General features: G+C 68.2%; 14 protein-coding genes. 7 read left to right on the forward strand and 7 right to left on the reverse strand.

Annotation, left to right across the window (positions count from 1 at the left end; genetic code table 11):
* The 7 genes from KUV62_RS13990 to KUV62_RS14020 all read right to left on the reverse strand — a co-directional run.
* The coding region (locus KUV62_RS13990; RefSeq protein ID WP_222604342.1) for a VCBS domain-containing protein at positions 1–1592 on the reverse strand (1592 nt) is incomplete at its 3' end.
* A 10-nt stretch (positions 1593–1602) separates the two neighbouring features.
* On the reverse strand, positions 1603–2898 hold the full coding sequence (locus tag KUV62_RS13995; RefSeq protein ID WP_222604343.1) for an HlyD family type I secretion periplasmic adaptor subunit: 1296 nt from the start codon (positions 2896–2898) through the stop codon (positions 1603–1605).
* Complete coding sequence (locus KUV62_RS14000; RefSeq protein ID WP_222604344.1) at positions 2895–4904, reverse strand: ATP-binding cassette domain-containing protein; 2010 nt, start codon at positions 4902–4904, stop codon at positions 2895–2897. Before KUV62_RS14000 ends, KUV62_RS13995 begins: the two co-directional genes overlap by 4 nt.
* Entirely contained in the window at positions 4901–6466 is a 1566-nt protein-coding gene (locus KUV62_RS14005) for a hypothetical protein (protein ID WP_222604345.1), read from the reverse strand. Before KUV62_RS14005 ends, KUV62_RS14000 begins: the two co-directional genes overlap by 4 nt.
* Positions 6467–6655: 189 nt before the next feature.
* Positions 6656–6964 carry a hypothetical protein gene (locus tag KUV62_RS14010; protein ID WP_222604346.1) on the reverse strand — a complete coding sequence of 103 codons (309 nt, stop codon included), beginning with the start codon at positions 6962–6964 and terminating at the stop codon, positions 6656–6658.
* A gap of 710 nt (positions 6965–7674) precedes the next feature.
* Positions 7675–11067, reverse strand: coding sequence for a calcium-binding protein (locus KUV62_RS14015; RefSeq protein WP_222604347.1), 3393 nt, complete (start codon positions 11065–11067; stop codon positions 7675–7677).
* Positions 11068–11689: 622 nt separating this feature from the next.
* On the reverse strand, positions 11690–13648 hold the full coding sequence (locus tag KUV62_RS14020) for a HEAT repeat domain-containing protein (RefSeq protein WP_222604348.1): 1959 nt from the start codon (positions 13646–13648) through the stop codon (positions 11690–11692).
* A 342-nt stretch (positions 13649–13990) separates the two neighbouring features.
* Here KUV62_RS14020 and KUV62_RS14025 point away from each other — a divergent pair, with 342 nt between their 5' ends.
* From KUV62_RS14025 to KUV62_RS14055, 7 genes are all read left to right on the forward strand, one after another.
* A complete protein-coding gene (locus KUV62_RS14025) occupies positions 13991–14713 on the forward strand; it encodes a GntR family transcriptional regulator (RefSeq protein WP_222604349.1) in 723 nt (240 codons plus the stop codon).
* Between the two features lie 386 nt (positions 14714–15099).
* Complete coding sequence (locus tag KUV62_RS14030) at positions 15100–15486, forward strand: cupin domain-containing protein (RefSeq protein WP_222604350.1); 387 nt, start codon at positions 15100–15102, stop codon at positions 15484–15486.
* A gap of 33 nt (positions 15487–15519) precedes the next feature.
* Positions 15520–16470, forward strand: a complete 951-nt coding sequence (locus KUV62_RS14035) for a 3-hydroxyacyl-CoA dehydrogenase (RefSeq protein WP_222604351.1) — start codon at positions 15520–15522, stop codon at positions 16468–16470.
* On the forward strand, positions 16467–17261 hold the full coding sequence (locus KUV62_RS14040) for an aspartate dehydrogenase (RefSeq protein ID WP_222604352.1): 795 nt from the start codon (positions 16467–16469) through the stop codon (positions 17259–17261). Before KUV62_RS14035 ends, KUV62_RS14040 begins: the two co-directional genes overlap by 4 nt.
* Before the next feature lie 85 nt (positions 17262–17346).
* Complete coding sequence (locus KUV62_RS14045; protein WP_222604353.1) at positions 17347–18402, forward strand: C4-dicarboxylate ABC transporter substrate-binding protein; 1056 nt, start codon at positions 17347–17349, stop codon at positions 18400–18402.
* A 167-nt stretch (positions 18403–18569) separates the two neighbouring features.
* A complete protein-coding gene (locus KUV62_RS14050; protein ID WP_222604354.1) occupies positions 18570–19115 on the forward strand; it encodes a TRAP transporter small permease subunit in 546 nt (181 codons plus the stop codon).
* Positions 19115–20425, forward strand: a complete 1311-nt coding sequence (locus tag KUV62_RS14055; protein WP_222604355.1) for a TRAP transporter large permease subunit — start codon at positions 19115–19117, stop codon at positions 20423–20425. Before KUV62_RS14050 ends, KUV62_RS14055 begins: the two co-directional genes overlap by 1 nt.

Raw genomic sequence — 20425 nt, forward strand, 5'->3', positions numbered from 1 at the left:
GCATCGGGATCGGTGACGTCGAGCTTGCCGGAGGTGGTGAGGCGGGTGTCTTCGGTGACCGTGCCGACCGGGGTACCGGTGACCTGCGCGCCGTCGTCGGTGCCGTTGATCGTCACGGTGATCTGCTGCGTCGTGCCGTCGAGCGTCGAGACCGTCACCGTATCGGTGAGCTGGCCGCCGCCGGAGGTCAGCGCCTGCACCGCCGGTTGGGAATTGTCGAGCTGGTAGGTCCAGTGGCCATCGGCATCGATGCTGAAGGTGCCGTGTGCACCTGCGGCGGATGGCATCGGCACGAAGGACGCCTCGCCTGCATCGGGATCGGTGACGTCGAGCTTGCCGGAGGTGGTGAGGCGGGTGTCCTCGGTGACCGTGCCGACCGGGGTACCGGTGACCTGCGCGCCGTCATCGGTGCCGTTGATCGTCACGGTGATCTGCTGCGTCGTGCCGTCGAGCGTCGAGACCGTCACCGTATCGGTGAGCTGGCCGCCGCCGGAGGTCAGCGCCTGCACCGCCGGTTGGGAATTGTCGAGCTGGTAGGTCCAGTGGCCATCGGCATCGATGCTGAAGGTGCCGTGTGCACCTGCGGCGGATGGCATCGGCACGAAGGACGCCTCGCCCGCGTCGGCATCCGTGACGTCGAGCTTGCCGGAGGTGGTGAGACGGGTGTCTTCGGTGACCGTGCCGACCGGGGTACCGGTGACCTGCGCAGGATGGGCGGGGGACAGCGGCGGGGTCTTGTCGTTGCCAAGGGTTGGCGGCACGACGTCCGGGCCCTTCAGTGGCGGTGCCTTCAGTGGATCCGGCGTCAGTGGTGGGGTCTTGTCGTTGCCAAGCGTCGGTGGCGGGATGTCCGGGCCCGTGTGCGGGTGGGCCAGGACGGGGTCCGGTTTCAGAGGCGGGATCTTGACGTCCGGCGGCGTCGTTGTGGTGACTGGGGTCGGGCCCGTCCCGGCGCCGGTGCTCGGCGTGGTGCCGGTTCCGGTAACGGTCCCCGTGTTTGGTCCGGGGCCCGTCGCGGGGCCGGTAGTCGGCGTGGTTCCGGTCGTAAGGCCGGGGCCAGTGCCCGTCCCGGTGCTCGTCCCGATCCCGGTGCCAGTGCCCGGCCCGGTGGTGGCGGTCCCGCCGGGTGGCGTGCCGTGGTCCGGACGGTCCGGCACGCCACCCGGCACGGCACCCGCAATCTGGGCCGCGACGGCGGGCGGCAGATCGGGCAGCACCGCCGGGAGCCGCGGCACGACATGCTCCGGCACCACGACATGGTTCTGCGTCACCTCTGCACCGATGCCGGTGAGCAGCCGGTGCAGACTTGGCGACAGCGGCGGCGACAGGGGCACGCTCGAGAGCGATGGCGCCGCATCGGACCCCTGCCCTGCCGCCGAGCCGAGCGCGGCATGGGGCAGGACGAAACAGCGGGCCGGTGCCTGCGCCGCGCCGGTGTCGCTCTCGGAGGCCGCCTCGCCTGTCGCCTCGGGCACCGGCACCAGCCCCTCGGGGGTCTGGTAATACCAGCCGAAGATCTCCTCTCGGACCTGCCGCTCCGCGGCCACGCCCGTGGTTGCGCCAATCGGTGTCTCGGGGTCGGATCCAGCCATGGTGTCCTCGTCAGCGTTCGCTCAGAGCAAGGTCGAGATTGGTGTAGACCGGCTTCCAGACATACTGGAACACCGTCTTGGCGCCGGTGACGATATCGGCCTCGCCGGTCATCCCCGGCATCAGGTCGAGCCCGTCGCCGGGCGCGCGGAAATAGGTCTGATCGATGCCGACCAGCACCTCGTAGAAGCTCTCGCCGTTCTGATCGACGGTCGAGGTGGGCGAGATCTCGGCCACCCTGCCCTCCAGCGCGCCGTAGCGGCTGAAATCGTAGCTGTCGATCTTCAGCCGCACCGGCTGGCCCTGACGCACGAAGCCGATGTCGCGCGGCGCCAGCCGCCCGGAGAAGCGCAGATCGCCATTGCCCGGCACGATGGTCGCCACGACGCCGCCCGGGTCGATCACGTCGCCGGTGGTCTCGTCGGGCAGGCTCTGGACGAAGCCCGCGACCGGGGCGCGGATGTCGACCTCGACGACCTCCTGCTCGAGCGCCGCCTCGCGCGCCTTCAGCCCGCGCAGCTGCGCCTGCGCCTCGGCGATCCGGGCCCGCGCCTCGGCCACCGCATCGAGATCGATGCGGCGCAGCGAGGCCTCTAGCTCCTCGATGTTCTGCGTGGCCCGCGCGCGCTCGCCGCGCAGCTCCTGCTGCCGCAGCCGGAGGGCATCGAGCCGCTGAACCTGCTCGTCGGCCTGCTGCTGCGTCGCGAGGTTGCGGGCGCGCAGATCCTCGGTGACCGCCTGCGAGCGCTCCAGCATCGCCAGTTCCTCGGCGATCAGCGGCAGCTGCTCTCCGACCGCGGCGATGTCTGAATTGCGCTGCGCGATCCGGGCCTGGATCTCGAGACGCTGGACCTCGAGCAGCGCCAGCGCGGCCTGAAGCGAGGCCTCCTCGCGCGCCACGAGGGTCGGGAACGCGTCCTCCCAGCGGGAGAAATCCGCCGGCCGCCGCGAAACCTGGGCGTCGAGCATCTCTGTCTCGATCTCGAGCCCGGCGATCTGGGCCCGCAGCTCATCGCGGCGCGAGACGACCTCGGAGCGCGACAGCGAGACCAGCAGCTCCCCTTCTTCGACGTATTCGCCAAGCTCGACCGCGACGAGCGCGACGCGGCCGCCCTGCCGGCTCTCCACCGGCCGGGTCTGGTCGACCGGCTCGACCACGCCATGCGCCTTGGCGACCTCGTCGACCTCGGCGAAGACGCTCCACGCCACGACCGCCGCGATGGCGAGGACGATGACCAGCGCCGCGAGCCGGGCAAGCCGCACGGAAGGCCCGTCATGCAGCACGAAATCGAGGGTCTTGCGGTTCATGTCGCATCTCCGGTGGTGACAGTCGCCATAGGTTGCGGCGCGGGCTCGGGGGCCTGCACCGGCCCGAAATAGACCAGCCCGCCCTTGTCGAGGACGATGGCAAGATCGGCCTCGGGCACGAGCTCGGTGTCGTGGGTGGCAAAGAACACGGTGGCCTTGCCGCGCGTTTCGCGCAGGAAGCGCAGGATCTCCTGCCGCGCCTCGCTGCCGCCGATCGCCAGCGGGTTGTCGAGCACGTAAAGCGGCGCCGGGCGCACCGTCAGGGCGCGCCATTCCTCGAGCTCGCGCTCGGCCTCGCTGGTCTGGTCGGGGCCCTCGCCGAAATCGCTGCGGTAGAGACCGCTCGTGGCGATGGCGAGCGAGAGATCGTCGGGATCGTATTGCGAGCTCAGGCGGTCACCGAGAAACAACGTCCCGGACTGCGGCTTCAGCCGGCCCGCAAGCACCTGCATCAGCGTCGACTTGCCGGCGCCGTTGGGTCCGATCACCGCCACGACCTGACCGGGCGCAACCTTGAAAGAGATGCCTGAAAGCGCCGCGAACGGCGACTTGTCGTAGCGCAGGTAAAGGCCCGAGGCCTCGACGCCGACTGCCTCGCGCGGAACCGACAGGGCCGCGACGCTCTCCTGCGCGACGGTGGGCTGCAGCAGCAGGCGCTCGAGCCGCTGCCACGATGCCCGCAGCGCCCGCATCCGCGGCAGGCCGATATAGAAGGCCTGCGCCGGTCCGGTGAGGCGCCAGGTCAGGAGCATCGTGCCGATCAGCACGCCCGGGGCGATCCGCCCTTCGAGCGCCAGCATGAGCCCGACCACCAGCGTTGCCAGCGCCGCCGCGGTGCCGACCGCGGAGCCGATGGCCTGAAGCCCGCCGCTGCGCCGACGCACCCGCAGCGCGTCGCGCGCGGCGAGCCGCGACAGCTGGTCGAAGCGCGCGATCCAGACGTCCTGCAGCCCGCGCCGGCGGATGCTCGTCGCCTGATCCTTCAGGGTCGCCAGCGCCTTGCGCCGGTCGTTCCCGGCGCGGGTGACCTCGACATCCGCCGGGTGCGACGACCCGCTCGCCAGATGGGCGGCGAGGACGAAGAGCCCCAGCACGATCATCGGCACCAGCGCCAGCGCACCGCCAACGAAGACCAGCGCGATCAAGGTGAGCAAAACGAAGGGACCGTCATAGATCGCCATCGCATTGGCCGGCGCGAACAGGTCGGCGGAGGCCGAGGCCTGCCTTGCCTGCGCCCGCAGCGCCTCGGGAAGCTGCTGCGGCGTCGTGCCCGCCGGCTTGCGCAACAGGCGGCTCATCAGCATCCGGTCAATCGAGACCGAGACGCGGGCGTGCTCGTCGGCCATGTAGCGCGAGCGGATGTGGCGCAGGATCATCATGGTCACGAGCACGATTGCGGCGCCCGACATCAAGGTGGGCAGGCTCGAGACGGCGCCCGCCCCGAGCACCTGCCCGTAGACCGCCATCGAGAAGAACGGCACCGTCAGGGCGGCGGCGTTGATCATCAGCGAGAGGAAGAACAGCACCCGCATGTTGCGTCGCGCGCGGTTGCGCAGGGCGGCGTACATCGCCCGCCCGCTTTCCTCCTCCGGAAGCGCCCGCAGGTGCAGCACCGGATGCGCCGCCGCGACCCGCACTCCCAGCGCGACGTCTTCCTCGCCGTCATCGGAGAGCACCCGGCCGACGCCGTCGCGCCGCACCACCGCATAGCGCCGGCCCTCGACATCGGCGATCAGCACCCCGTCGATGCCGGCGGACCAGTCCACCGGCGCCGCGTGGCGCAGATCGGCGTAGAGCCCGGCCAGCCGCGCCGCTTCGGCCAGATCCTGCAGCGGCAGCCGCCCGCCCTCCGGGATCACCTCGGCGATCACCGCGTCCGTCCGGCGCGCGCCGAGACCGGCCATCGCGCCGGCCAGCAGCCGGGCGTCGGGGCTGGCGCCCGTCAGGGTGTCGAGCGCTTCGGCGCCGGCGGCGGCTTGCGCCATCGATTGATCGTGCGGGCTCATGCCACGCCCTCCGCCTCGGGGATCCGCTCGGGATCGGCGAAGCTCAGCGTGTGCCCCGCGATCGCCAGAAGCTCGGGCCGCTCGGTGGCCATGATGATCGTCATGCGCCCGGTCTGCGCCGAGAGCGTCTCGGCCAGCGCCTGCACACCGGCGATGTCGAGCCCGATGGCCGGGCGCTGCAGCAGCACCAGCCCGGGCCCTCCCACCAGCACCTGCACGATCGCCGCGCGGGTCGCCATGCCCGGGGTCACCGTCGTCTGGCTGGGTCCGCACAGGGTCTGGTAGCCATGCGGCAGCCGCGCGACACCGGCATCGAGGCCGATCATCCGCGACAGCTCCATCGCCTCCTCGGTGAGCGCGGGATCGAAGCGGGTGATGTTGTCGAGCAGGGTGCCGTCGATGAGCTGCGGCCGCGCCGCAAGGAAGCGCACGCCGCGATCGACCTTGGCAAAGCGCACCGGCCGCCCGTCGAGGCGCAGCGAAACCGACGCGCGCCCTTTCCAAAGGCTGTCGACCATATGGGTGAGGGCGCGCCCGTTGGCCACGGCGCCACCGCCCTGCACCGCCGCGATCTCGCCGGGGGCGACAGAGGCGGTGTAACCGTCGAGCTCGAGTTCGACGCCAAGCGCGGCGGAGGGCATCGCGGGCGCCGCGTGGCTGCCGGCCGGCGCACTGGCGATCAGCCGCTCGAGCTCGGCATGGGCGACCTTCGCCCGTTGCCGCCGCACCAGCGCTGCGGCCAGCCCGACGATCTGCAGCGTCCCGCGCGAGCCGAGAAGCGTGCAGGCCGCGAGCCCGCCGGATGTCAGATCGCCCGACAGCACCTGTGACGCGCCGAAGCCGAGCAGCAGGAGCATGACGAAGAGGCTGGCGCTCTGCGTCACGTCGCTGAGCAGCCCGTCCATGCGGTCGAGCCGGGATTGCGCCGCCGCCATGATGCCGCGCTCGCGGCAGAGCGCCGCGTAGAGCCGGGCGCTGACGCCCTTGATCAGCGCGCCGCCGCCGGTCCGCGCCAGCGCCGCAAACACCGCGCTGACCCGGCCTTCGCGCTGCAGCTCGGTCCTGAGCGCCTCCGGATGCGCCGCTGCGGCCAGCGCGATGAGCCCGATCGCCAGCCCCGCCACCGCCAGCGGCGCGAGCACCAGCGGGCCGCCGAGGAACCAGACGAGCCAGATGAAGACCAGCCCGAACGGCGCATCGAAGATCGGCAGCATCGATTGCCCGACAAGCGCATCCTGCGCGCGGCCCGGCGAGGTGAAGAGGATCTCACGCTGTTCGGGGCTGAGCCGGCCGTCATCGCGATCGGCGAAGGCCGCCTGCACCACCTGTGTCCAGAGACGATACTCCGCCTCTGCGCCGGCCCGGGCGAGGATTGCCGACCGCACGTAGCGCAGGAAGGCCGCTACCGCGACGCTGACCGCCGCCACCGAGAAGATCACGTAGGCCGTGCCGATCGACTGGTTCGGCAGGATCCGGTCATAGACGTGCAGCAGGGCCAGCGGGACGGCCAATGCCAGTAGGTTGATGGCAACGCTCAGGGTGAAGGTCCAGACGCGCGTCATAAATTCGGCCTCGTTTCCGGCGCCCCCGCGAAGCCGGCAACGGGCTGGCGCGGAGGGATTGGTCTTCCATGAGAAGATATTGCCGGGCTCATTTCAACTACAATCAGAAGATGAGTGCTGCAGGCATGACTTACGCTATACATGCCTGCTGCAGAGGGCCGCGGCCACGGCCGGGGGCTTGCTCGCCGCTCAGCAATCCTCCGCTGGCAGCATGGTGACGGACGAGTAGCGTCCGTCGGAGGTGGTGATCTCGGCGCAGGCCCCGGTCTCTCGGTTGAAATACCAGGTCGTAAGTCCGTCAGAGCGCACCGGCTCGTAGCCGAGGTTGCGAATTCCCATCTCCGCCTGCCCGGCGCGGGCGCCTTCGAAAGAGCTCAGGTCGGAAGAGCTTCCGACTGCGGGGGCGCTTGGCGCGCTGCTCTCCTCGGTCGTCTCGACACAGCCGGCGAGGATCGTGAGGCCGGCGAGGCTGGCGACAAGCATTGCGTTGCTCTTCATGGATGGGTCGTCCTTTCTCTCGGGGCGGACCAATTCCGGCCCCTCCCGAGCATCTTGGCGCGCCCGACGTGCCACACCAAGGAAAATGGACAGCACGAGAAGGGCCAAAGCGATACTTTCCAATCGCTAGAGCCTCGGGCCGACTGGCAGAGATATCGCTATCTATTGATTAAAAATAAACACTTATGAAGACTTCATGATCCTTGAAAACTTGCGGACTGCAGCAATCCGGATCGCCAAGAGACAATCCGAAACGTGTCGCTTAGGTCCGATCAATTTCCTGCATTCCCGCGTATTGCCGCTGAAAGAGCCGCTTGGAGGCGCTGTCGCGTCCTAATTTTCCGCATTTTTCGAGCGAACTAGCCCAGGTGATTCGCGTAAAGCGCGAATAGTCGGCGCCAAACCTGCGGCGCTGCTCGGTCAGATCCGCGGCCCCTGCGCGTTCCGGGCCGATCCCGGCGCGCGACGGACGCCGTTCTCGCGAAGCGCCGGAGGATTGAACGCCGCGGCAAGCCAGCCCTCGAAATGCCTCTGCCCGCCGCGTCTGCCGCAGAGTCGCAGAGTCGCAGAGTCGCAGAGTCGCAGAGTCGCTGACAAAGCTTGCAGGATCAAGCGAAGGCCGAAGCTGCGCCGGAGCCCTGCCCCGCAACCGATACGAGATATCTCTCCGGAGACCGAGCGCCGTCTGCGCGCGGCCCGCCCGGAGCCGCCTAGAGGAAGACGAAATTCCGCGCCACGTTGACCTCGGCGAGGCGCAGGTCGCCCTGCAATAGCAGGCTGCCCTCCGATCCGAAGCGCAGAGTGATGCCGTCATTCCCGGCGACGAAGGTGACATCCGACAGGCTCCTGATGCCAGGCAGATCGACCTCGATCACGTCTTCTCCCGGGGTGAAATCGGTTACCACGTCGCCCGGGGTCAGGTCGCCCGCGGCCAGCGCGAAGATGTCCCGACCGGCCCAACCGGTCACCGTGTCGGCCCCGGCGCCTCCGGCGAGCCGGTCATCGCCCACCATGCCATTGAGCTCGTCATCATCCTCGGCGCCGTTCAGCGTGTCGTTGCCGAGGCTGCCGACCAGCGTGTCATCGCCCTGGTTGCCTGAGATCTGGTCATCGCCATCGCCGCCCTTGAGGTAATCATCGCCGCCCCAGCCGCGCAGCCGGTCATTCCCGGCGCCGCCAAGCCCGCGATCATCGCCCTTGCCGCCGGTCAAGGTGTCATCCCCGGCGAGGCCCTGGATGGTGTCGTCCCCGTCGCCTCCGTCGAGTATGTCGGGCCCGGCGCTGCCGGTCAGCACACGGCCCTCTGGCACGAGCTCAGATGGCGGGGCTTCCACGCCCGTCGTGTCGAAGGTGATCTCGATCACCTCGAAGGGGCGCAGCGTGACCGGCACCGTGGTGCCGTCGATCTCGAAATCGGTGAGCTCCGCCCGTACGTCATTTTCATTGATGTAGTAGCGCTGGCCGTCGATCAGCAGGCTCTCGGCCTCCTGGAAGCCCGCCCCCGGCACGAAATGCACACCGTCGCTGGAATTGGCGGAGAAATCCGCCGAGATCCGGACCGCGGACGCTTGCACATACTCGGGCACCAGCTCCGACAGGTCGAGCGCCAGCTCCAGCGTATCGGTGGCGCGCGAGGCAACGTAGACCACGGTGCTGTCCTCGCCCTGCCAGGCATGGAAGGTGAAGCTGCCATCGTCACTCGAAAGCTCGGTCTCGAGCGCCTCGAGCCCGACGAGGCTCGAGGACATCAGGTCAAAGGCGGCGCCGTTGATGGTGTTGATCACCCGGCCCTCGGCATCGGTGATCACGTCTTCCTGCTGCTTGCCGGCAAGATCGGTCGGGGTGTTGTGCTGCACCGGCCAGACATGCGCCGCATCGACGCCGAGATCGCTCATGTTGGCGGTCATCTCGAGCATCACCGAGGCCGAGCGCAGCCCGGTCTCGGAAGTGGTCGAGGTGCGCACGTTCCACTCGGTTATGTAGAGGTCGAGCTCCTTGTCGAAGGCGTCATCCCAGGTCGAGAAATCGCGGTTGATGAAGTTGACCTCGCCGGTGGTGCCCTCGAACGCCAGCACCTGCTTGTCGAAATAGTAGTGCTCGACCACGCCATCGATGGCGTCGCGCGCCGCGTCGCCGAGCTGGTCGATGATGGTCTGGTTGGCCAGGTCGACGCGCTGTGCGAATGGCCGGTCATCGACGGAGACGTGAAATTCCGAGCCCGCGAAGGGCGAGGCCATCTGCACCAGGATCGCCGGCTGATCGTCTGCCTCGAAACCCGCCGCCTCCATGCCGCGGGCCAGCGCGACGGCGGCGACGTCGGCCTTGGAGCCATAGGCCGTCTCGCCCATGCTCCAGTATTCGTTGCCGATCTCGAAGGCTTCGACGACATCGGCGTGATCGCGCATCACCGCCTCTGCGAAGCGCGCGATCTCGCGGTCGAGCGCCTCGTATTCGGCGACGGTGTAATTCTTTGTGGGCAGCACCAGCGTCAGCTGCGCATCGTTCTCGCGCGCCCAGTCGAGCGCCGCGACGAGTTCGTCGCGCAGCTCCCAGTCGCCATCGGGCCCCTGCTCCATGACGAGGATGTTGAGGAAGCCCTCGCCATCCACCTCGAGATCGCCCGCATCCCCCTGCCCGGCGGGGAAGCGCAGATGGCTGATGTCGAGGGCCTCGGCGGCGGGGCCGAAGGTCGGCTTCGGGACGCCGTCGACGGTGTTGACGCTGAACACCATGTTGCCGCCGAAATAGGCCTCGTCGATGATCTCGCCGGTGCCGGTGGCCGACAGCACGGTAATCCCGGTCGCCGCCGAGAACGGCACCGGCGGCGCTGCGGGCGGCAGCGGCATATCGGAGGCGAGATTGCCGAGCCAAAGCTCGGGCGCGTCGAGATTTTCGGGGGCGACGCCGTCGATCACCGCCAGCTCTGCCCCGCCAAAGACCAGCGCCGCGCCGCTGCCATCGTTGGCGAGGCGCACCGAGAGACCCGCGGCCGCCTCGCGCGCCGAGAGCGGCGTGCCCGCCGCATCGGTGAGCGTGATGCGCTCCGGGGCGCCGCCACTGCCGGCGAGATCGTAAGTATAAAGGCGCATCGGCGCGCCCGCCGCCTCGCCCGCGGGGACCACCAGCTCATAGCTGTCATTGCCCGGCCCGCCGGCGAGCAGGTCGCCCGCATCGCCGCGCAGCGTATCGTCGCCGCCATTGCCGACCAGCGAATCGCCCACCGCCTCGGCGCCCGCGCCATCGACGCCAATGACGACATCATCACCCGCCTGACCATCGAGGTAATCGCCCCCGCCGAGGCCGGTGATCGTGTCCGTGCCGAGGCCAGCAAACAGCTCGTCGCGCCCTTCGGTGCCGGTCAGCGCGTCGTCGCCATCGTAGAAGCCGGTCAGCGCCGGGGAGAAATTTCCGATCCAGATCGTCTCGTAGAACAGCTCGTCGGCGGTGTAGCCCTCGATGATCGCGACGGTGTCGCTGCCGTTGACGATGTAGGCACCGCTGCCATCCTGCAGATCGCCGATGCCGACGGCATAGCTGCCGTCGAAGAAGGCGGCGCGCGGGATCAGCTCGCCCTCGGGGGTGACAAACACCACCCGGTCGGCGACCTGCTGATCGGTGAAGCGCGTGAAGTCGAGATCGGTGATGGTGACCGGCGCAGCCCCCTCCTGCCCGATCGGCACGATGAAGATATCGGCATTGGCGCCGCCAGTCAGGGTGTCACCGTCATCGCCCCAGAGCACATCGTTGCCGTCGCCGCCCTCGACGAGGTCGGGCGCGCCGAGATCGGTGTCGGAGAAGATCATCACGTCGACGCCCATCCCCCCGGTGGCGCTGTCCGAGCCGAGCGCGTCGATGATGAGATCGTTGCCGGGGCCACCATCGATCAGGTCATCCCCGGCCCCGCCGCCAAGCGCATCGTTGCCGCCGCCGCCGCTGACCGTGTCATCGCCGTCACCGCCCTCGAGCGTATCGCTCTCTTCGCCGCCCCGCATGAGCTCGCCCTCGCCGTCATCCTCCGGCTCGAACGCCTCACCATTGCCAGAGCCGCCCGCGCTGGCGAGGAGCCCCCCGAAAAGCAGCATGAAAAGAACGAACGGGGTCATATCGACCTCTCGGAAAAGGATTCGGCAAACAAAGTTTGGGCGGTAGAATTCCGCGCCATGAAGGTAGCACCACATTCTTGCCACAATCGAAACGGTTTTGCGAAAGAAACGATCTCTCGAGCGATATCGCAGGCGGATGGCCGGGTGATTGCGCCTGACAATGCCGCCCGAGCCGCCGCGTTATTCCCCGCTCCGAGCTTGCCGACGCAATTGGCGAACGTGCTCGAGCGCGGGTGGCGCTTCAAGAGTGAATGGGCACCCGTCGGGCGACTGCCGCTGCGCGGGGCCGCACAACACGCTCAGGGTTGGAGCTTGGTAGGGTATACGCCGCTCCGCGCAGCAATAACGCAGTGCGCCGCGTATCAGGCCCCCCCCCTGCTGACCATCGGGAGATGCGTGTAGATGCTCGGGGGCCGAAATCAAAGAACGGCGGTCCATGAGAGACCCGCATTCATGCGCCGGAACAATGTCACGATTGCAAATGCAAGGCGCCGGGCGAGAAACCGAAACGCCGGCGCCATATCTCTGACCTCGCCCACCGCGAAATAGCCGAGGAGTCCGCGCGCGAGACCGCTATCCAGAGAGCGGCATCCCAGTTTCTCCCGAGCCCGGCCCCCGCCGCTCACTCTTCCGAGGGAGGCGGCAGCAGGTCGAGCGCCTCGCCGGTCAGCTCGCGGCGCATGATCTGCAGGTTCATATCGCCCGGGTTCTTCGCCAGCGCCTGCTCGACAAGCGCGCGGGCGCCGGGCGCGTCGCCGCTCGCCGCGGCAATGCGGATCTGCATGATCCAGGCATCGCGGAGCTGCGGGTCGAGCCGCGTCGCCTCTGCGAAGGCCCGACTGGCGGCGGACATGTTGCGCATGGTGAGCGCCATGCCGCCCAGCTGGAGATGGGTCTCGGGATAGTCGAGCCGGCTGGCCATCGCCGCCTGCCACTCCGCGAAGGCATTGCGCAGCGCGCGCTCGTAGCGGCCGGGCATGTGGGCGATCGGCGCGTCGAGCATCGACTGGGCGGCGGCCATGCGGACCGAGCGCGAGGGGTCCGACAGCGATTTCATGAGACGCGGCGTCCGTTCCATCGCCGGGGCTGTGCGCTGAAGCTTCACGGCGGCGGTGCGCACCAGCGGATCGGGATCGTGCAACAGCGCCTCCAGCGCCGCCGCGTCGGACGGGTCGCCCGCCTGCTCGAGCAGGTAGAGCGCCGTCGCGCGCACGATGCCGGACATCTCGCCATCCTGCGACAGGCTGCGCAGCTGCGGTGCGGCGCGCTGCGGATCGCGACGGCCCTGCGCAAGCACCTCGCCGTAATGCGGGCCGCGATGGCGGCTCTCGGGGAACCAGTCTTCGAGTATTTCGGCGGCCCAGGACGCGCTCTGATCTTCGTGGCAGGTGGTGCAGGCATCGGGCGCGCCGGTCTCGGCGGCCAGGTCCGGACGCGGGATGCGGAAGGAATGATCCGCCCGCCAGTCATTGCCCATGTAGACCCGTTCGGTCATGTGGCAGGCCTTGCATTCGGCCCCTGCCGAGCCTTGCGGGTGACGGCTGTGCCCGGGCCCGTCGAAGACCTGCAGCGGCAGCGAGGGAAACTCCGGATTGCCAGCCGGGCTGTGGCACTGGGTGCAGACCGCGTTGCCCTCCGCGACAAGCTCCGCCTCGTGCGGCAGGTGGCAATTCGAGCAGGTGACGCCCTTCTCGTGCATCTTCGACTGCAGGAACGAGCCGTAGACATAGACCTCGTCGAGGATCTGCCCGTCCGCCTCGTAGGCACCCTCGCGCAGCAGCGAGAGATTGTAGGTGTCGTGATAGGGGGTTCCGGGCACCGGGTTGCCGTCGAGATAGGGCTCGCGCCGCGAATGACAGCTGGCGCATTGCTCGACCAACTGCTCCGGCTGAGAGAGGTCGATCGTGAAGCCATAGGCCTCCGGCGGAGGCTCCCGGGTCGTCGCGAGGCGCTCGGCCCAGTCCGCATGCGCGCTGCCGGGGCCGTGGCAGGCTTCGCAGCCGACACCGATCTCCACCTGCGTCGAGGCGAAGCTCCGGGTCCGGGGATCGTAATTGGCCTCGAAGCCGGTGGCGTGGCAGGCGGCGCAGCGGCTGTTCCAGGTCTTGTAGGGCCCGGTCCAGTGCAGCCCGTCCTCCGGGCCGACGTTCTGATCGGGGTAGAGATGAAACCAGCCGCCCTTCTCCGTATCCCAGACCACGTCGAAGCTCTGAAGTCGGCCGGGCTCCGTCTCGAGGAGATATTGCTGCAGCGGCTCAACCCCGATCACCGAATGCACCTCGTATTCGGTGGTCACCTGATCGCGCTCGGTGACGCTGACCTGCGGCTTGCCGTCGGGGGAGAGCCGAAACCGCGCCTGCATGTCGCCAAGCGTGAACGCGGTGCCATCGAAATCCGCCGCGATGGTCTCGGGCGTTGCAGGGGTCCAGGCGAGCTGGTGGTGGGAGCCCGCCCAGGCCGCGCCGGCGTCGGTGTGGCAGGCGATGCAGCGCTCCGATCCAAGATACTCCTGCCCGATGGCGGGGGCGGCGATCAGGACGAGCCATGCCGAGATCCAGGCCCGCAGAGCGCGGCGGGCCATCCCGGGCCGGGCTGTGGATCCGCTGCCTTTGCGGTAACGGGCTTTCGGGGTCTGTAACATGGGTCCCAATCGGCAAGGGCAAGGGCGGCGGCGCGATCGCACTCGTATCGCGCGAGTATGTGCAACTTATGACGCAAACAAAAGCCTGTCCTGCATCTGCGCCCAGCTTGGCGGCGGCCAGCGTCGCCGGCTTCCGGGGCACCGCCCGCCGCGCCGAGGAGGGCCGCGATGCCGTGGGACCGGCGTGGCTTGCGGAATGAAGATTGGACCCGCGTGCTGAATATTGTATAAAATAATTCTGCCGCCATGTCGGCCGCAGGATGATCCGGGAGCACCACGGGGATGAAGCAACCCAAGACCGCCGCCCCTCACGGGGCTCCTGTCCTCGAGGCCAGCACCGCCCCGCAGCGCGACAGCTACCCGACGCTGCACGCCCGCATTCTCGACAGCCTGCGCGAAGACATCCTCTCCGGCGCGCTGATCGAGGGCACCGCCCTGCGGCAGGACCAACTCGCCAGCCGATACGGCGCCAGCCGCATCCCGGTGCGCGAGGCGCTTCTGCAGCTCGAAGGCGAGGGGCTGGTGCGCCAGCAGGCCAATCGCGGCTATACCGTCTCGAAGCTCTCCCTTGCCGAAATCAGCGAGGAATTCGACCTGCGGGCGATGCTGGAATCCGATCTCATCATGCGCGCCATTCCCTTCATGAAGCGGCAGCACCTGGCAGATGCACGCGAAGTGCTTGATAGGTTGGAAGGAAAAGGCGGGAAGATCGTGGACGCCCGCGAGTGGGGCGAGCAGAATTGGCTGTTCCACCGGCTGCTGCTCGAGCCGGCGGGGCGCGAGCGCACCTTGCGCATCATCCACAACCTGCACCGCAGCGGCGGGCGCTACGTGCGCATGCACATGAGCCTCACGGATCGCACCAAGGAAGGCGCGGACCGCGAACACCGCAAGCTCCTGCGGGCCTGCGCCGAGCGCGACGTGCACGAGGCGCGCCGGGTGATGGCCGAGCATATCCTGCTGGCGCGGGACGAACTGCTCGTGGTGCTCGGCAACCGGCGCTAAACGACGCGCCCGGATCTCGGTCCGCATTGCCTTTAGGCGAAAGCTCCTGCGAAGAACGCGTCACGACCAGCGCCTCCGCGCGGTGGAATCCTTGCACCCGGCGCGTGGAGCGGGCGAAGATGTGGATTTGAACAGTGTATTTAGGCGCTGGATCCAGCACGAACCTCGCTAACTGCCCAATATTCGTGCCAAAACCTGCATCTTCCGCATTCTTTTCGGCCGAGCTCCGCGAATCTCTTCCGGCAGATTGTATAAAATGTAGTGTCGGCCCAACGGTCGGACCGCTGTCGTGCCCCGGTGATCAACGCGGGCCAGCGCAGCATCCGACCCTCGCACACAGACCTGTCGCGCCGGACTACGGCGGATACATCCAAGGAAGAGACATCATGACCGTCCTCAAGCACGACCCGACCGACACCGAGCTCTGGCGCGATGGCGTCAAGACCGAGATGCGGGTCTCGGCGCTGAACGGGGCCTACCAGCTCTGCATCTTCGAGCAGTGGTGCGACCACGGGCTCGGCGCTCCGATCCATGAGCACGCGGTTGAAGAGGTGCTGGAAGTGATTGGCGGAACTGCGGAAATCTGGCTCGACGACGAGACCATGATCGTCACCGCGAACCAGTCGGTGCTGATCCCGCGCGGCGCAATGCACGGCTTCAAGAATATCGGCGACGATATCCTGCACGTTCGCGCCACGCTCGCCGCGGCGGTCTTCGAGGCCAGCTACGACGACCGCGCCGAACTGTCGCGCCGCTATTCGCCGAAAGCCTGAACGGTGAGCAAGGGCGATCAGAGGCCGGACCAGATGACCTTCCGCAAAATCGCGATCCTCGGCTCGGGCGTCATCGGCGCGTCCTGGGCGATTGTATACGCCCGCTCCGGCTGCGACGTCGCGATCTACGAGCGCAGTGACGCATTCCGCGACAGCGCGATGGCGCGCCTGAAAGCCAGCCTCGAAAGTTCGGCCTCGCTGCTGCGCGAGGGGGAGAGCATCGACGACGTGCTTGCCCGCATCAGCCTGCACGAGCCGCTCGAGGCGGCGGTCTCGGGGGCCGGGTTCGTGCACGAGTGCATCGAGGAGAAGCTCGAGAGCAAGATCCAGATCTTCGCGGCGCTTGATGAGGCCGCCGCGCCGGATGCGATCCTCGCCAGCACCACGTCGAGCTTCCCGGTGTCGCATTTCGCCTCGGATCTCGCCTGCCGCGACCGCTGCATCATCGTCCACCCGGCGACCCCGCCGCACCTGCTGCCGGTGACCGAGATCTGCCCCGCCCCCTTCACCTCCGCGGAGGTGAGCGACCGGACCACCGCCTTCATGCGCGCGTGCGGCCAGATCCCGGTGCGCATCAAGAAGGAGGTCGAGGGCTTCGTGCTGAACCGCATGCAGGCGGCGCTGCTGGTGGAGATGCTGACCCTGCTGCGCGAGGACCTGATCGACGCGCGCGACATCGACGCCATCATCAGCGAGGGGTTCGGCCTCCGCTGGGCCTTCCTCGGACCGTTCGAGGGGGTCGACCTGAACGCCCCCGGCGGCATCCGCCAGTATCTCGAACGCTACGGCTTCCTGTCGCGCGATCGCGGCCGCGAATACGGGCTCGGCGACGTGCTGCCGCCCGAAACCATCGACACGCTACACGAATACGCCCGCAGCCGCATCCCGCTCGAGGCGCTGCCGGAGAAGGTGGCGTGGCGCGATGAATCGATCCTCGCCCTCCGGGCGCTCAAGGCCGAGCGCGGCAGCGTGGACAGGGCATGAGCTTGCCAGCCGGGAATACGCCGCTGCGGGTCGGGCTGATCGGCTTCGGCGCCATCGGCCGCTCGGTCGCCACGCTGCTGCCCGCGGGCGCCGCGCTCGGCGTGCTGACGCGCCACCGCCCCGACGCGCTGCCAGCCGGTGCCGAGGCGCTTGCCGACCTTGAGGCGCTGCTGGGCTGGGGCCCGGACGTGGTCATCGAGGCGGCCTCGGCCGAGGCCTTCGCAAACGCCGCGCCGGCCTGCCTCGCGCGCGGCATCGATGTCGTCGCGGCGTCGGTCGGGGCGCTGCAGGACAGCGCTCTTCTCGAGCGCATCGTCGCGACCTGCGACAAGGCCGGCAGCCGGCTGGTGGTGCCCGCGGGCGCTGTTGGCGGGCTCGACCATATCGCCGCCGCGGCGCTGCATCCCGGGACCACCGTGACCTATGTCTCGCGCAAGCCGCCCGCCGCATGGACCGCCGAACTCGACGCGATGGGCCAGACCGAGGCCGCGAGCCGCGGCGAGGTCAGCCTCTACGAGGGCGATGCCCGCGAGGCGGCGGCCCGCTACCCGCGCAACCTCAATGCCGGGCTCACCATCGCGCTCGCCGCCGGGTTTGACCGCGTCCGCGTGCGTGTCGTCGCCGACCCGGGCGTGGCGCGCAACACCCACGAGATCCTCATCTCCGGCCCGCTCGGCACCAGCACCATGAGCTTCTGCAACACGCCCGACCCGGCCAATCCAAAGACTTCCGCGATCACCGCCTACAGCCTCGTCGCGGCCACGCTGCGGCGGTTCGGAGCGTTGCAATGACGCCTTCGGCTGGGCCGCCCTTTCAGCGGCCCGCCGCAACCAGAACTCATACCATAACCAACAGATCCAACAGGAGACCCCAACCATGAAGACACTGGCGAACACCACCGCCGCCGCGGCCCTTGCCATCGGCCTCGCCGCCACCGGCGCCGCGGCGCAGGATACCGTCGAGCTGAGCATGGCCACGCCCTGGGCCGGCGGGCACTGGCTCGAGATCGGTGCAAACAGCTACGCCGAGAACGTCGCCGCGCTGACCGAAGGCCGTGTCACCATCAACGTCTTCCCCGCCGGCGCGCTCGGGCCGGCGCTCGACGTCACCGAGACCGTGCAGATGGGCATCGCCGACATGGGCCATGCCTGGGGCGGCTACGATTGGTCGGTCGACCGCACCAGCGCGCTCTTCGGCGGCTGGCCGGGTGGTCCGACCCCCGAGGAATACATGATGTGGCTCTACAACGGCAACGGCCTGGAGCTCTGGAAGGAGTGGCGCGCCGACGTGTTCGACGTCGTCGCCATCCCCTGCGGCGTGACCGAGACCGAGGTCTTCATGCACTCGCACAAGAAGGTGCAGACGCCCGAGGATCTGCAGGGGCTGAAGCTGCGCACCTCCTCGGCCTGGGCCGAGATTGCCCCCAAGCTGGGCGTGTCGACCGTCACCCTGCCGGGCTCCGAGGTGTTCTCGGCGCTGGAGCGCCAGGTCGTCGACGCGATCGAATGGGGCGGCCCGGGCGGCAACATGCAGGAAGGCTTCGACAAGATCGCACCCTACATGATGATGCCGGGCGTGCACTCGCGCGCTGCCGTGCATGACTGCATCTTCAACGAAGCCGCCTGGGACAAGATCTCGGATGGCGATAAGGCGCTGATGGAAATCGCCGGCCGCCTGACCATGCTCGACACCTATCTCGGCTATGCCGAGAACGACCTCGTTGCCTTTGAGAAGCTGAAGGAGGAGTCGCCGGTCGAGATGGTGCAGATCGACCAGAGCCTCGTCGAGGCGGCCACCGAGGCGTCCAACGAATGGGCGAGCGAGCAATCCGCCGAGAACGAGTGGTTCAAGCGCGTCTTCGAAGACCAGTCCGCCTTCCTCGAAGGTCTGTCGGGCCTCTCCGAGTTCCGCTTCGCGCCCGGCTCGCGCTAAGCCTTCAAGCCGTCCAGGCGCGCCCCGTCGCGGCGCGCCGGACACCGCAATTTCATGACACGACCGGCGCTGGCGGCCCGACCGCTGGCGCTTCCATCCGCGTATCGGCGCGGGCGGCGCGCCGCGGCGTGCCCCAGGCGCCGAGCCATGCCCAGGGGAGTTCCACCTTGAGGACCCTGATCTCACTCATCGAAACCATCTCGCTCTGGACCGGGCGGCTCGCCGCGTTGCTGCTGGTGCCCTTGGTCTTTGCCATGGTCTACGAAGTGGTCAGCCGCTACGTCTTTGCCGCGCCGACCCAGTGGGCCTTCGAGATCAGCTACATGCTCATGGGCACGATCTTCACGCTGGGGCTGTCCTACTGCCTGCGCAACGACGCGCATGTGAATGTCGACATCCTTCCCTCGATCCTGCCCCGCCGCGCCAACGCGGTGATCGAGGTGCTGGCCTATGGCGGCATGACCGTCGTTCTGGTCTGGCTTACGATCACGCTGGGCGAGGGCGTGGCCCGCACCTACCGCACCGGTGAGGGCTCGGGCCTGTCGGCCTGGAACCCGCAGGTCTGGCCGTTCCGGCTGGTCTACACCATCGGCTTCGCACTGTTCACGCTGCAGGTCTTCGGGCGGCTTCTGGAGGCGCTGCTTGTGCTGTTCGGCGGCACCCCGCCCAAGCACCCGGAAGCGACAACCGACGAGCAGGCGGGGGCGGCGTAATGGGTGATGCAGTCCTTCTGATGTTCCCGGCGCTGATCGTCCTGATCGCGCTCGGCATCCCGATCGCCTTCTCGATGGTGCTGGTGGCCAGCGTCTTCGGCTTCATCCGCTTCGAGGAGATCGTCTTCCGCCAGTTCGCACAGCGGGTCGACGAGGTTGCCTCCAACTACGTGCTCGGCGCGATCCCCCTCTTCATCTTCATGGGCGCGATCCTCGAGCGCGCCGGCATCGCCGAACGCCTGTTCGACGCGATCTACATGTGGACCCGGCGCCTGCCCGGCGGTCTTGCCATCGCGGCGCTCGTCATGTGCACCATCTTTGCCGCCGCCTCGGGTGTGGTCGGCGCCACCGAGACGCTGGTGGGGATGCTGGCGATCCCGGCGATGCTCAAGCGCAAGTATGACAATTCCCTGATCGCGGGCACGATCTGCGCCGGCGGCTCGCTGGGCACGGTGATCCCGCCCTCGATCCCGGTGATCGTCTTGGCGCCGATCATGACCCTCCCGGTGGGCGATCTCATGGCCGGCATCCTGGTGCCCGGCCTGATGATGGCGGGGATGTTCTCGCTCTACATCATCATCTCGGCCACGCTGAAACCCTCGCTCGCGCCGCGCGACACCGATCCCGACCCGTTCACCATGGGCGAGAAGATCCGTTTCACCCTCAAGGCGCTGGTGCCGCCGGTGGTGCTCATCGCGCTGGTGCTTGGCACCCTGTTCAGCGGCCTCGCGACGCCCACCGAAGCCGCCGCCTGCGGCTCTGCCGGGGTCCTGTTCCTGGCGCTCTGCTACGGCAAGCTGAACTTCAAGATGGTGCTCGACGCCTCGCTGCAGACCGTCTCGCTGACCGCGATGATCCTCGCCATCGTGCTGGCCGGGGTGATGTTCTCGGGCGTGCTTTTCGCCTCGGGCGGGATGATGGCGATCCGCGGCTTCCTCGACAGCTTCGGGTTCGGCACCGCTGGCGTGATCGCGCTGATCCTGATCATCACCTTCATCCTCGGCTTCGCCGTCGAGCTGACCTCGATCGTGCTGATCATGACCTCGATCTCGGTGCCGATCCTGAAGCTCTACGATGTTGATCTGCTGTGGTTCTCCATCGTGTTCCTGATCACCCTGCAGACCAGCTACCTGACCCCGCCGATGGCGCCGTCGATCTTCTATCTCAGGGCCATCGCCCCGCCGACGATGACGCTCAAGCAGATGTATTGGGGGGTCATTCCCTTCATCCTCTGCCAGCTCATCGTGCTGGCGCTGGTCATCACCTTCCCCGAGCTGGCGACCTGGATGCCAAAGCTGATCTACGGCTGA

Source organism: Salipiger bermudensis, assembly GCF_019801965.1.
Taxonomy (GTDB): domain Bacteria; phylum Pseudomonadota; class Alphaproteobacteria; order Rhodobacterales; family Rhodobacteraceae; genus Salipiger; species Salipiger bermudensis_A.